Source organism: Alteraurantiacibacter lauratis (assembly GCF_037154155.1).
Lineage (GTDB): Bacteria > Pseudomonadota > Alphaproteobacteria > Sphingomonadales > Sphingomonadaceae > Alteraurantiacibacter > Alteraurantiacibacter lauratis.
The window spans coordinates 149,182-162,708 of record NZ_JBANRN010000004.1 but is presented as its reverse complement, the minus strand read 5'-3'; the positions used below and the strand labels follow the sequence as shown (position 1 = coordinate 162,708).

At 65.2% G+C, this 13,527-nt stretch carries 9 protein-coding genes; 4 read left to right on the top strand and 5 right to left on the bottom strand.

Annotation, left to right across the window (positions count from 1 at the left end):
* Nucleotides 1-17: 17 nt before the first annotated feature.
* Entirely contained in the window at nt 18-2,537 is a 2,520-nt protein-coding gene (locus tag WFP39_RS05890) for an ABC transporter permease (protein ID WP_336918283.1), read from the bottom strand.
* Nucleotides 2,534-3,250, bottom strand: a complete 717-nt coding sequence (locus WFP39_RS05885; RefSeq protein ID WP_336918282.1) for an ABC transporter ATP-binding protein — start codon at nt 3,248-3,250, stop codon at nt 2,534-2,536. The genes WFP39_RS05890 and WFP39_RS05885 overlap by 4 nt, the downstream gene beginning before the upstream one ends.
* A gap of 58 nt (nt 3,251-3,308) precedes the next feature.
* Between WFP39_RS05885 and WFP39_RS05880 the strand changes: the two genes are divergently transcribed.
* Nucleotides 3,309-4,010, top strand: coding sequence for an arylesterase (locus WFP39_RS05880; protein WP_336918281.1), 702 nt, complete (start codon nt 3,309-3,311; stop codon nt 4,008-4,010).
* A 5-nt stretch (nt 4,011-4,015) separates the two neighbouring features.
* Here WFP39_RS05880 and WFP39_RS05875 read toward each other — a convergent pair whose 3' ends face one another.
* Both WFP39_RS05875 and WFP39_RS05870 read right to left on the bottom strand, forming a co-directional pair.
* Complete coding sequence (locus WFP39_RS05875; protein ID WP_336918280.1) at nt 4,016-5,266, bottom strand: MFS transporter; 1,251 nt, start codon at nt 5,264-5,266, stop codon at nt 4,016-4,018.
* Nucleotides 5,267-5,268: 2 nt separating this feature from the next.
* Nucleotides 5,269-6,339 (bottom strand): LacI family DNA-binding transcriptional regulator, encoded by a 1,071-nt coding sequence (locus WFP39_RS05870; protein ID WP_336918278.1) that lies wholly within the window; start codon nt 6,337-6,339, stop codon nt 5,269-5,271.
* 181 nt (nt 6,340-6,520) lie between these two features.
* Here WFP39_RS05870 and WFP39_RS05865 point away from each other — a divergent pair, with 181 nt between their 5' ends.
* The 3 genes from WFP39_RS05865 (at nt 6,521) to WFP39_RS05855 (ending at nt 12,605) form a co-directional block, all read left to right on the top strand.
* Complete coding sequence (locus tag WFP39_RS05865; protein ID WP_336918276.1) at nt 6,521-9,253, top strand: TonB-dependent receptor; 2,733 nt, start codon at nt 6,521-6,523, stop codon at nt 9,251-9,253.
* Nucleotides 9,254-9,324: 71 nt separating this feature from the next.
* Nucleotides 9,325-10,191 (top strand): glycoside hydrolase family 16 protein, encoded by an 867-nt coding sequence (locus WFP39_RS05860; protein WP_336918275.1) that lies wholly within the window; start codon nt 9,325-9,327, stop codon nt 10,189-10,191.
* On the top strand, nt 10,188-12,605 hold the full coding sequence (locus WFP39_RS05855) for a glycoside hydrolase family 3 protein (protein WP_336918273.1): 2,418 nt from the start codon (nt 10,188-10,190) through the stop codon (nt 12,603-12,605). The genes WFP39_RS05860 and WFP39_RS05855 overlap by 4 nt, the downstream gene beginning before the upstream one ends.
* On the opposite strand, the gene WFP39_RS05850 is transcribed toward WFP39_RS05855, so the two are convergent.
* Nucleotides 12,602-13,483 carry a helix-turn-helix domain-containing protein gene (locus WFP39_RS05850; protein WP_336918272.1) on the bottom strand — a complete coding sequence of 294 codons (882 nt, stop codon included), beginning with the start codon at nt 13,481-13,483 and terminating at the stop codon, nt 12,602-12,604. The genes WFP39_RS05855 and WFP39_RS05850 overlap by 4 nt on opposite strands.
* Between the last annotated feature and the right edge of the window lie 44 nt (nt 13,484-13,527).

The window sequence follows — 13,527 nt, the reverse complement described above, 5'->3', positions numbered from 1 at the left end:
CGGGCGCTCAGGAGCACTCAGAGGGTTCGGAGCGTTTGCGCCGGTTTGGCCCGCAACACGGGCAGGCTGGCAGCAAAGGCAAAGCCCAGCACCAGCGCCAGCCCCGCGCCGAGCACGGCCAGAATACGCGGCCAGTCGGGCAGCCAGTCGAATTCGAACAATTGGGTGATGACCGCCCAGGCAAGACCCGTGCCCAGGGCGAGCGAAACGCCGGCAAGGATAACGGCAAGCAGGCCGAACTCCGCCAGTTGCAGGCCCAATAACTGGTTCCGGCTGGCGCCCAGCACGCGCAGGATGACGGTATCGTAAATCCGCGCCGCGCGAGCGGCGGCAATCGCGCCCAGCAGCACCGCGATGCCCGCCAGCACCGCCACCGATGCGGCGGCGAGGATGGCAAGCGATACCTGATCGAGAATGCGGCGCGCTTCCTCCAGGATCGGCCCCACCTCCACCACCGAGCTCGACGGGAAGGCGCGCGCCAGATCGCGCAGCAGCGTGGGCACCTCGGTCCCTTCGGGCAACGATATGGTGGCTGCGACATTATGCGGCGCATCGGCCAGCGCGTTGGGCGAGAAGACGAAGACGTAGTTGAAGCCCATGCTCTCCCAATCCAGCCGCCGGAAGCTGGCAATCCTTGCGGTCTTCTGCACGCCGAGCACGCTGACGGTGATAATGTCGCCCAGTTTCAGATCGGCAGCACGCGCCAGTTCCTCGTCTACAGAGACAAGCGGTTCGCCATTGTAAATCGCTGGCCACCATTCGCCGCGCGTCAGCACATTGCCTTGCGGAAGCGCCACGGAATAGGTCAGCCCCCGCTCGCCGCGGAGCGCCCACGCGCCATCAGGCAACTCGTCCAACTCGCTGACCACGGTGGGGCTTTTGGGGTCGCCATAGGCGATGACCTGCCCCCGCAGGGTCGGGGTGACGCTGATTTCCGCACCCGGCGCATCCGCCTCGACCAGCGCGGTGAACTCGCCCACGCGCGCCACCGGCAGGTCGAGCACGAAATAGTCCGGCGCAATGGCCGGCACGGATCGGCGGATATTGCCATCAAGGCTGGTTTGCACGGCAGCCAGCAGGACAAAGGCAGCGAGGCCAAAGCCGAGCGCGGTGACCAATGCGCCGGTGGCCGCTCCGGGCCGGTAGATGTTCGACAGTGCTGCGCGCAGGATCGGGTTGGCGGGGCGCGGTGCGCGCTTTGCCGCGCGGGCGATGGCAACGCCCAGCACTCCCAGCAGCAGCAGCATCCCCAGTGCTCCCGCCAGAAACCCGGCGGACAACAGCGGCGTGGGCGATCCGACCAGCGCCAGCAGGGCAATCCCTGCCATTCCCAGCCCCACGGGCACTGCGGCGCTGCGCCAGCCTTGCGAAATCGGCGCCACACGGCTGCGCATCAGCGCCATTGCGGGAAAATCGCGCGCGCGCAGGATCGGCGGCGCGGCAAAGACCAGCGCCACCAGCAAGCCGAAAGCCAGCGCGCGCAGCAGTGCCAGCGGGTCGATCACAAAGTCCGTGCTGACCGGCAACAGCGATCCGAGCGCATTTGCCAGCAGCGGGGTGACCAGCACCCCTGCCGCCAGCCCTGCCAGCGATCCTGCCACCGCCGCCGCGCCCACTTGCAGGGCATAGATGCGCGCAATGTCTCCGCTCGTTGCGCCCAATATCTTGAGCGTTGCGATCCCGGCGCGCTTGCCCTCCAGATAGGAAGACACGCCGCCGCCAATGCCGATGCCGGCAATCACCAGCGCGGCAAGGCCCACCAGCGTGAGGAATTCGCCCATGCGGCTGACGAACCGTTCCGCGCCGGGCGATGCACGGTCGCGCGTGCGGATATCCAGCCCGTTTTCGGGAAAGGCTTCGAGGATCGCCTCCTCCACCGCCGAAGGATCGTCATTGCCTGAAAAGCGCAGCCGCGTCTTGGTTTCGTACATCGCGCCGGGCAGGGTGAGGCCAGCGGCCTCTGGCACGTCCAGCCCCACGATCACGCTTTGGCCCAGCGAAAACCCTTCGGACAGGCGATCAGGCTCCTCCCCGATAATCCCCGCCACGGTCAGCGGCAGGGTGCCGAGCAGGATAGTGTCGCCCACGCCGACTTCCAGCCGATCAGCCACACCCTGCGCAATCCACGCGCCATTGGCAGGCAGGTCGCCCGCCACGCTGCCATCGGCCAGCGTCAGCGCACCATAAAGCGGCCAGTTGGCTTCCACTGCCTTGAGTTCCACCGGCGCGGCCGCATCGCCGTGGGTGACCATGGCCTGCATACGAAGGCCGTTGGAAAGCTCGCCATATTCCGAAAGGAAAGCGACTTCCTCCGCGCTCAAGGGGCGCTGATAGACCTCGACCTCCAGATCGCCGCCCAGCAACACCTGCCCCTGTCCGTTGAGTTCGCTCCGAATGGCGGAGGTGAGCGAGCCGATCGCGGCCAGCGCGCCTACACCGAGGAACAGGCAGACAAGCAGCAGGCGCAGGCCGCGAAACTGGCGGTGCAGATCGCGCCGCGCAATGCGCCATGCCGCGGCCCAGCCAAGCGATGTCATGAAGCGGCCATGTCCGCTTTGACCGTGTCCGATACGATGCGGCCATCGCCCAGCGTGACCACGCGGTCGCACAGGGCGGCCAGATCCTTGTCATGCGTGATGATAACCAGCGTTGCGCCGGTCTGCGTGCGCCGCGAAAACAGCACATCGACAATCGAGCTGCCGGTCGAACCGTCGAGATTGCCCGTCGGCTCGTCCGCGAAAATCAGCGGCGGGCGCGCGGCAATGGCGCGGGCAATCGCCACGCGTTGCTGCTCACCGCCCGAAAGCTGTGCGGGATAGTGGGTGAGGCGATGGCCCAAACCCACCGCCTCCAGCTCGGCCGCGGCGCGCTCCCACGCGTCCTTTTCTCCGGCAAGTTCGAGCGGGGTGGCGACATTTTCCTGCGCCGTCATGGTGGGCAACAAATGAAAGGCCTGCAGCACGATGCCGATACGCCCGCGCCGGGCCAGCGCCAGCTCGTCCTCGCTCATGCTGGAAAAGGCCGCCCCTGCGACAATCAGTTCACCGCTGGTCGCGCGCTCCAGCCCGGTCAGCACGCTCATCAGCGAGCTTTTGCCCGAACCCGACGGGCCGAGCAGCGCCAGCGTCTGGCCGGTCGGCACGATCAGATCGATGCCGCGCAGGATTTCAACGGCTGCCGCGCCGTCGCCCAATGTCAGGCGCAGGTCACGGGCAAGGATGGCGGGATTGTTGGGCGGGGGGCTTGTCACGGCGCAGCGATGGCATAGCTATGACAGCGAGGCAATAGAGGCATAAGGGCGGTAATCGATGCGGATTGGCGGTTGGGCGATAACGATCATGGCGTTGGCGCTGGCCGCTTGCGGCAATCAAGCTGCGCCGCCAGCACCGGCTGAGGCAGCCAGCACTCAGTCCGCGGCAGGACAGGCCGCGCCGGTAACCGGGCCGGAACGCGTGATCCTGGCCTTTGGCGACAGCCTGTTTGCCGGATACAATCTGGCCGAGCAGGAAGGATATCCTGAGCAATTGCAAGTGGCCTTGCGGGCGGAAGGCATCAATGCCCGCGTGATTGACGCCGCCGTTTCGGGCGATACCACGGCGGCCGGGCGTCAACGCATTGCCTTCGTCCTCGACAATGCCGAAACGACGCCGCACCTCGCCATCGTGGAACTGGGCGGCAACGATATGCTGCGCGGCCTGCCGCCATCGGCCACGCGCGAAAATCTGGCCGCCATTCTCGATGAACTGAAGGCCCGCAATATTCCCGTACTGCTGATGGGGATGCGCGCGCCGCCCAATATGGGCGCGCAATACCAGGCGGAGTTTGACGCAATTTATCCCGACCTTGCCCGGCAATATGGCGCGGCGCTGGTGCCGTTCTTCCTTGAAGCGGTGTATGACAAGCCCGAACTGAACCTGCCCGATCGCATCCATCCCACGGCTGAAGGCGTGCAGGCGCTGGTCGCCTCCACCAAGGGCGCGGTGGTCGCAGCGATCCCGCCCGCCGAGTGAAGCGATCAACGCACGCTGCGGATCAGCATTACGCCGGCCCCTGCCAGCATCGCCAGCGCCGCGCAGCCGAGGAACAGCACGCCCAGCACTTCTGCCAAGGCGCTGGTCTGAAACGCGATCAGTGTCAGCACCGGGGCAATGATCGCCGGGACAGTGTTGGTCAGGTTCATCAGCCCCAGCAGCGCGCCGCGCCGCGGATGTCCGGCCACCAATTGCGCCACCATGGCCGTGTCGATCGACAGGAAGGCGGCAAGGCCGCAGTAGAACACGGTGTAGCCCACGATAAAGGGCACGAGTGCTCCCGCCTGCGACAGGATCGCCATGCCAAAGCCCACCAGCAAGGCCGAGGCGGCCAAGGGGCGACGGCGCTGGCCCAGCCTGTCTGAAAGGTAACCTGCGATCTGGGTGGCGAGAATGGCCAGCAGGGCAGCCGGCGCGGCAAGGCTTGCCAGCATTTGCGAGGCCCGCGCCGCCGGATCAGCAGCGGGTGCGGCCAGCGTCTCGATCAGATAAAGGTAGATGTAGCCCTGCACGAAGGCCGCGCCCAATTGCACGGCGAGCCGCGCGCACCATGCGATACGGAAATCACGCAGCCGGTTGGCCTTGACTTCCTGCGGCGCGGTCACGCGAGTCTCGACCGATTGCGCGGGAAGATGCAGCGCGCCCAGCGGCCATAGGACCAGGAGCGGCAGGATGCAGGCCACTGCCACCGCTCCCGTTACCAGAAATGCCGCCGCGCCGTCCTGCGCAAAGGCGATGCCCACCGCCACCACCGCCAGATTGGAGGCGGGAAGGGCCGCGTTCAGCAGCCCGCTCATCCGGCCCTTCTGCCGGTCGGGGAAATGGTCCGCCAGCAGCGCGCCGAGCGGGGCGAAGGCAAAATTGAGCGCCAGTTGAAACGCCAGAATTGCGATAAGCATCGCCCCAAAGCTGTGGGCAAAGGCCAGCAGCAGATAGGATGCGGCCAGCATCGCTGCGCCGATCAAGGCCAGTCCGCGACGGTTGCCATGGCGCGCCAGCCAGCGGTCGCTCAGATGACCGGCAAGGATATGCGCGGCGGCTGCCATCGCCGCACCCGCCAGCAAGACCCAACTGAGCAGGACCGCGGCATTTCCGGGTGCAAAACTTTCGATCCGGCGCGGGATCAGCAGCACGAGCACGGGCATGAAGGCCAGATAAACGCCCAGAAAGGCCAAGGCATACAGCGCGAGCGCCGCGCGCGACTGGCCGGGCCGGGGCGGAAGCCCTGCGATCATCGTCAACCGGTCTTGCGGTTGGCTGGCGCGGGGGCAGGGGCGGTGGTGGCGCGCTCGACCAGGCGGTAGGGCAACTTGATGCTGCCGTGCGCCGGGCCGCCCGCGCTGGCGGCGATCAGCTGCGAACAGGCCGCCGCGATCATTTCCGCCGTAGGCTGGCGAATGGCGGTAAGCGGCGGCACGCTGAAGCGCACGCCCGGCGTATCTTCGAAACTGGCAATGGAAAGCTGCTGCGGCACGGCAAGGCCCAGCCTGTCGGCCACATGCATGGCAGCAAAGGCCATCTCGTCATTTTCCGCGATCAGCGCGGTGGGCGGATCGGCGCTGGTCAGCAGGCGTTCGATTTCGCGCGCGGCATCGTCAAAGCGGAAATTGCCCTTGGCCACGCTGCCCGCCGCTTCGCCCAGGCCGCTGGCCGCCAGCGCGCGGGAAAATCCGGCGAGGCGCTTGGTCGAATTGCCGTATTCGGGCGATCCGGCGATGAAGGCGAGGCGCATATGCCCAAGGGCAATCAGGCGCGTGGTGATCTCGGCAGCGGCTTCTTCCTCGTCCATGAACACGTCGATGAACTGCGTGCCGGGGCGGCGGCCGATGCGCGCGCAGGGGATGCCGCGATCGGCCAGCAGCGCGGGCAATTCCTCGTTATCGCTGTGCGGCGGGGTCAGGATAACGCCATCGGGGCGCAAGGCGGCGATAGCATTGGAGAGCTGGCGCGAGGCGGCGGCGGGATCGGTGTCGATCAGCTCGAAGATCAGGTGATAGCCATGCTTTTCGCATTCGGTAATGCCGCCGTGCAGCATCTGGTCGACCCAGTCATTGCCACGCCCTGCTCGCCAATTCTCGATCGTGCGCTGCCGGTCGTTCACCGCCAGGATCAGGAAGGATTTGCCCCCGCCCATGCGCCGGGCGGACAGATTGGGGACATAGCCCAGCGCGGCGATGGCGGCCTCGACTCGCTCGCGCACATCAGGTTTGACGTTCGGGCCCTTGTTGATGACGCGTGAAACGGTCTGCCGCGAGACGCCGGCGGCCTTCGCCACATGCTCGATCGTAACGCTGGCCCGCGATGCCATGTGTGCCTCTCAAAAAGAAAAACCCATTCCCGTCGCGGGCTTATGACCTAGCCTTTGGTCCGTGTCCAAGCAAAAGCGCCGCAAAACCGTGAACGTTCACATTTCAGGTTGTGAACGTTCACGTCAAGATGTATGTGAACGTTCACACGGTTCTCTAGAGACCGATTCCTGGGAGGGTATCATGTGCAAGTTTTCCGCAATTCTGGCCGGCGGCGTGTCCGCTTTGGCGCTTTCTGTCCCCGCTGTGGCGCAGCAGGCCGATGCTTCGGTCGAGGCGCAGGAGGCACCTGCCGCCGCCGATTCGATCATCGTTACGGCAGACCGGCGCGAGCAGGCGATCCAGGATTACGCGGGCACCGCCGCCACCTTCAGCGGCGAGGAACTGCGCGCACGCGGTATTCAGGACATCACCGATTTCAACAACGTCCTGCCCGGCATGACGGTGGCGAACAATGGCGGCAATGTCGAAATCTGGATCCGCGGTGTCGGCTCGTCCAACAATACCGAATTGGGCGATCCGGCCGCTGCCTTCCACTATGACGGCGTTTATGTGCCGCGCCCGTCGGGCATCGGCTCGGCCTTTTTCGATATTGAGCGGGTGGAAGTGAATATCGGCCCGCAGGGCACGCTGCGCGGCCGCAACGCCACCGCCGGTTCGGTCAACGCGATTGCGTGGAAGCCGGGCATCGGGATCTGGGATGCAGAGGCCGAGATTGCCTATGGCAATTACGACCATGCCGAATTCCGCGGGATGCTCAATGTGCCGCTGGGCGAAAATGCGGCCTTCCGCGTGGCAGGCATGTATCTGAAGCACGACAGCTATTACAACAATGTCGGCCCGATCCAGAATGTCGACGTGGCCGAGGCAGAGGACAACAAGGCCGTCCGCGCGCAATTGCTGTGGGAGCCGACCGACCGACTGACGATCCTGCTGGCAGGCGACTATATTCACGAGGAAGGCACTGGCTATACCGGCACCAATTACGCCAACCCGCTGGGCAACGGTATCGATCCACGCGACATCCGCAACCCGCGCGACGTGATTGCCAAGGCCTTCACGCCCGATCTCGACACCAAGCATTGGGGCCTGCGCGGCACCATTACCTATGATGCCGGGCCGTTCAGCGTGGAATATACCGGCAGTTACCGGGACATGGTCTACAATTACAACGCGACCACCCCGCTGACCCCGTATTACGATGGCGTCTATGACAACCTTTCGCGGCGCGAGGATGTGCTGGCGGGCGGCTTCGTCAATCCGGGCGTCGTGCTGGAGGAGGTGTATGACAACTGGTCGCGCTTCCAGTCGATCACCGACAGCCGATCCCATTATCACGAACTGCGCCTGTTCGGTGAAGATGACCGCCTGACATGGAGCCTGGGTGGCCTGTATTTCCGCGAAGACCAGTATGCCTTCCTCGGCTCCACCGGCGACCGCGGCCTGTTCTTTCAGGGCGTGGAATTCAACATGCCCGATGTCGATGCCGAAAGCTGGGCGCTGTATGGCGATGCCACTTTCAGCGTGACCGACCGTTTCCGCGTGACCGGCGGCCTGCGCTACACCGACGACAGCAAGAGCCGCGAAGGCGTGGCCTCGCGCTATGGCCTGGCGTTGGGCGATGGCAATTTCAGCTGCTGCGGCGGCGTGCGTTACGGCACCGAAGGCTTCGCCTTTGCCGCGCGCGACCGCACCATCTTCAACCCCGATACCGATGGCAACGGCGCAATCAGCGATGCCGAAGTGTTTGCCTTCTGGCAGAACGGGGTCGCCAGTTTCGGCGCGCGCGACAATCTCGACGAGATCCTCGCTTTCGGCCCCAAGGGCGGCGATCCCTTCCCCGTCGCGGGCGCGCCGCAATGCCTCGATACGGTGACGGGCGATTTCTGGACTTGCAACGGCTTCACCAATGGCGATCCGTTCTTCAACAACCAGTTCACCTATGCCGTGCCGTTCCAGGGGCAGATCTTCCGCCAGACGGGGCAGATGCAGGACAAGTTCGTCGATTGGCGCGTGCGGGCCGAGTATGATGTGACGCCCGACAACCTGCTTTATGCGCTGGTCGCCACGGGCCACAAATCAGGCGGCTTCAACGACAATCTGGGCGATGCGGGCGTCGCGCCCACTTACGACACCGAAAAGGTGCGGCTCTACGAACTGGGCAGCAAGAACGAGTTCTGGCTGGGCGATGTGCGCGGCCGGCTGAACCTGTCCGCCTTCTACAACGACTATTCGGACCAGGTGTTCACCTCGCTGCTGTCGGTGGCGCAGGTGGTCGATTTCCTCGACGGACTGGGCGAGACCGTGCCGCTGCCGGAAAACACCAGCCTCGCGCTGGTCGTGTCCTACAGCTACAACGCCGCGGATTCCGAGATTTACGGCCTCAACCTGGAAGGCGGCTTGCAATTGCCGCACAACATCAACTGGAACTTCAACGCCCTGTGGCTCGAAGCCCAGATCCAGAATGCGGAGCCGATTCAGGATTTCCGGTTCCAGGCCGATGTTGCGCCCGATGAAGCGGTATTCCAGTCGATCAACGGCAAGCGCCTGCCGCGCACCCCGCGCTGGCAACTCAACACCTCGATCAGCCAATCGATCGATGTGCCCAGCGGATCGATCGACTGGATTGTCTCGGCGGGCTACCGTTCGTCCACCTTCCAGACGATCTTCAATTCGCAGGATTTCCAGAACCCGAACAATCCGCGCCTGCGGCTGAACGACGTGGTGCGCGGCTATGCGACCTTCGATCTGGGGGCGGGTTACACCCACGGCGAAGGTGATCTGCGGTTCGAAGTCTATGTGAACAACATCACCAATGAACAGCGCGAATCCGCGATCATCATCACGCAGTTCGACAACACCCGCTTCTTCACCCGCCCGCGCACCTTTGGCGCACGCGTCCGGGTTGGTTTCTGATAGCAGGGGGTAGGCGGGTGCAGGGCTGAAACGGCGCTGCCCCCGCTGCTCTGGCAAACAGGAGAACAGGCGTGATCAATCCCCTTCTGGCGATTCTTGCGGCTGCCATGCAGGCAGGCTCCTCCGCAGGAGGCGATGCGGCTCATATCTCCCCGATCGAGCCGCATCGCGCTCCTGCCGGATACGAACTGGTCTTTGCTGACGAGTTTTCCGAAGGTGATCTGCCCGATGCGCAGAAGTGGACATACGACACCTACCGCAATGCCGAAGGCTGGTATAACAACGAGTTGCAGTATTATTCCGCCAATCGGCGCGAGAATGCGCGGATCGAAAACGGCGCGCTGGTGATAGAGGCGCGGGCGGAAAACCTGGCCTCCCTGGCGCTTCCGGATTTTGGCGGGCAGAACTATTCCTCCGCCCGCCTCATCACCAACGGGCCGGGCTGGACTTACGGCTTTTACGAAATCCGCGCCAAGCTGCCCTGCGGCCGCGGCACCTGGCCCGCAATCTGGATGCTGCCCGCCGACACATCGATCACCTGGCCCAATGGCGGCGAGATCGATATCATGGAGCATGTCGGATACGATCCCGGCGTGATCCATACATCGGTGCATACGCGCGCGTTCAATTTCCGGCGCGGCACGCACCGCACCAATTCCTATACCCTGCCCACGGCCTGCGACCGGTTTCACCGCTACCAATTGCTGTGGACGCCGCAGCGGCTGGTGTTCGCGGTGGATGATGCGCCCAACTTCCTGTTCGAAAAGGTGCGATCCGACCGCAGCCGCTGGCCGTTCGACGCGCCGATGAATCTTATTCTCAACATTGCGGTGGGCGGCGATTGGGGCGGGCAGCGCGGCATCGATGCCGCCGCTTTCCCTGCGCGCATGGAGATTGACCATGTGCGCGTCTACCAGCTTGCAGGGGGAAGCCAGTGAAGCGCGGATGGATGATGGCCGCGGCGCTGGGGCTGTCGGTTATCGCGGGTGGGTGCGCTGCCGATGCCGGTGATGCGCCTGCCTATGACTGGGCCGACAGCCGCCACGATGCGCGGATTGCCGAATTGCTCAGCCAGATGAGCGTGGAGGCCAAGGTCGGCCAGCTCATCATGCCCGATATTTCCACCATCACGCCAGAGGATGTGACCCGCTACCGCTTCGGTTCGATCCTCAATGGCGGGAATAGCGGCGCCGGCGGCAATGACGAGGCACCCGCGCCCGAATGGCTGGCGCTGGCCGATGCCATGTGGGATGCCGCGATGCAGCCTATGCCCGATGGGCCGCCGGTGATCCCGATGCTGTGGGCGACCGATGCGGTGCACGGCCATTCCAACATTCCGGGCGCGACGATCTTCCCACACAATATCGGCCTCGGTGCCACCCGCAACGCCGATCTGATGCGCCGCATTGGCGAGGCGACCGCGGTGGAAATCGCGGTGACCGGGATCGACTGGACCTTTGCCCCCACGCTGGCGGTGGCGACCGATGACCGCTGGGGCCGCACCTACGAAAGCTTCTCCGAAGACACCGATCTGGTGAGCGAACTGGGGGAGGCGATGATCGTTGGCCTGCAAGGCGCACCGGGCAGTGCCGATTTTCTGGGGCAGCGGCGGGTGATTGCCACGGCCAAGCATTTCTTCGGCGATGGCGGAACGGGCGGCCTCGACCGGGGCGATACGCGTGGGCGTCTGGAAGACCTGAAGGCGGTGCACGGCGCGCCCTATATCCCCGCGATCAACCAGGGCGTGCAGTCGGTGATGGCCAGCTTCTCCTCGATCAACGGGGCCAAGATGCACGGTGATGCGCCGCTGCTCACCGGTTACCTGCGCGGCGAGATGGGCTTTGGCGGGCTGGTCGTGGGTGACTGGAACGGCCATGGCGAACTGGCCGGGTGCACCAATGACAATTGCCCGCAATCACTGCTGGCGGGCCTCGATATCTACATGGTGCCCGAAGACTGGCGCAGGCTTTATGCTAATCTGCTGGCGCAGGTGAACGACGGCACGATCCCGATGGAGCGGCTGGATGAGGCTGTGGGCCGCATCCTTCGGGTAAAGCTGGAATACGGCCTGTTCGACAAGCCGCGGCCTTCCGAGCGTGAACTGGCCGGGCAATGGGCGCTGCTCGGCTCTCCCGAACACCGCGAGATCGCGCGGCAGGCGGTGCGCCAGTCGCTGGTGCTTCTGAAGAATGAAGGCGGCGTCCTGCCAATCGCAGGCAGTGCCAATGTGCTCGTCACCGGGCCGGGGGCGGACAGCATCGCGATGCAGGCGGGCGGCTGGTCGATCACGTGGCAGGGCGGCGGCGAATTGACCAATGCCGACTTTACCGGCGCGACCAGCATTTATGCCGGGCTTGCCGAAGCCATTGCGGCAGGTGGCGGCACGGCCACGCTTTCTGCCGACGGCAGCTACACCGCGCGGCCCGATGTGGCGGTGGTGGTGTTTGGCGAGGAACCCTATGCCGAATTCGTGGGCGACCGCGAGGATCTGGCGTTCCGCGACGAGGCGGGGCTGGAACTGCTGCGCCGGTATGATGCGGCAGGCATTCCAACGGTCGCCGTATTCCTGTCGGGCCGCCCGCTGTGGGTCAATCGCGAACTGGCGCTGGCCGATGCGTTTGTGGCTGCGTGGCTTCCGGGCAGCGAGGGGCAGGGCGTGGCCGATGTGCTGGTGGGCGATGCCAGCGGTGCGGCGCGGCACGATTTCACGGGCAAGCTGTCCTTCACCTGGCCTGCCGCTTGCGCGCCGGGCGGGGGTGAGGCGCTGTTCCCCTTTGGCGCGGGCTGGTCTTACGCCGATGCACCCCCGGCGCGCGATTTCAACGCCGAATGCACTCTGCTCAGCACCGATCGTGCGGGCCAGCTCCGCCTGTTCCAGCGCGGCCTCAACGCGCAGGTCAGCGCCGCGGCGCAGGATGCATCCGGCAACGCGACGCTTGCCAATCTGGTGGGAGCCAGCCCGGCGCGCAGCTTGATCGTCACCGCCTTCGATTACCGCGCGCAGGAAGATGCGCGGCGGCTGGTCTGGACTGCGCCGGCCTCGCTGATCCTGAACATGCCGCAGGGGTATCGCGTGGCGGAAGGTTCGTCGCTGGTGCTGACCTATTCGCTCGACGCGGTGCCCAATGGGCGCGTGCAATTGCAGGCGAGCGGCCGCAGCCTTGATCTGACCTCCACCTTCACGCTGGGGGCGGGCAAGGGCTGGCGCACATCGCGCGTGCCGCTGGCCTGCGTGTGGGCTGATGGGGCAAGCGCGCTGCAATTGCGCGGGCCGGCGGGCCTGACCCTGTCGCTGGCCGAAATTGTGATCTCGCCCGAAAGCTTCGGCACGGATTGCGGCGGGCCTTTTTAGGCTGGCGCATTCCGCCTTGCCCGGCTGCGCCACTGCGCGGGCGACGTCCCGCATTGGCGCGTAAAGAAGCGCGAAAAATAGGCCGGGTCGGCAAAGCCCACGCTTTCGCCCACTTGCGCCACGCTGAGCGCGGAAAAGGCGAGCAGGCGCTGCGCCTCCAGAACGGCGCGGCGGTCGCGAATGCTGCTGGGCGTATGACCGGCGGCGGCGCAGGCTTCGCGCAAGCTTGTCTCGCTCACGCCCAGTGCGCGCGCATAGGTGCTGACCGGTTCGCGCAGCCGGTAGCGGCTTTCGACAAGCTGCCGAAACCGCGCGACCAGTTCGCGGTGCCGCGGATCGCCTTCGGGCGGGGTAACGGCCTGTTGCAGCCGCCGTGCCGCCCGCACCAGCACGCCCAGCAATCCGGCATGGATCGCAGCACTTTGTCCAAGGCCAACCCACGACAATTCCTGCGCAATTCCGGCAATCGCCTCGTCTATTGCCGCAGCATCTGCCCCGTCCAGCGCAATGCAGCGCGGCCGGGCAAACAGGTCTGCCAGCTCGCCATAGGCGGCGAGCACCTGCCGCAACTGGACATCGGCAAGCGTCAAAACATGGCCACGCGATTCCCGGTGCCACGAAAAGCCGTGCACGCAATGCGCCGGAACGGCGAGCAGCACGGGTGCCTCGAACGGGATCACCTCGCCATCAAAACGGATCGTGCCGCCGCCTTCGGCAATCAGCAGCAAATGGTTGAGATCGCTGTGCTTGTGCGGGGCGATCTGCCAGTTTCCGGGGCGCGACCTTGTGGCAAGGTCCTCGACATGGATGAATTGCGGGTCGGCCTCGCGCGCGGGTTCCCCATACAGGAAGAAATGCGGCAGGGACGTGGCGTTCATGGCGCGCCTTGTTTCACATCGGCGTTGAATTGTCCAAGTATTGT

Coding starts and splice junctions, on each gene's coding strand:
- WFP39_RS05850 (WP_336918272.1), bottom strand. CDS start 13,483: ATGAACGCCACGTCCCTGCCGCATTTCTTCCTGTATGGGGAACCCGCG.
- WFP39_RS05865 (WP_336918276.1), top strand. CDS start 6,521: ATGTGCAAGTTTTCCGCAATTCTGGCCGGCGGCGTGTCCGCTTTGGCG.
- WFP39_RS05890 (WP_336918283.1), bottom strand. CDS start 2,537: ATGACATCGCTTGGCTGGGCCGCGGCATGGCGCATTGCGCGGCGCGAT.
- WFP39_RS05870 (WP_336918278.1), bottom strand. CDS start 6,339: ATGGCATCGCGGGCCAGCGTTACGATCGAGCATGTGGCGAAGGCCGCC.
- WFP39_RS05880 (WP_336918281.1), top strand. CDS start 3,309: ATGCGGATTGGCGGTTGGGCGATAACGATCATGGCGTTGGCGCTGGCC.
- WFP39_RS05875 (WP_336918280.1), bottom strand. CDS start 5,266: ATGATCGCAGGGCTTCCGCCCCGGCCCGGCCAGTCGCGCGCGGCGCTC.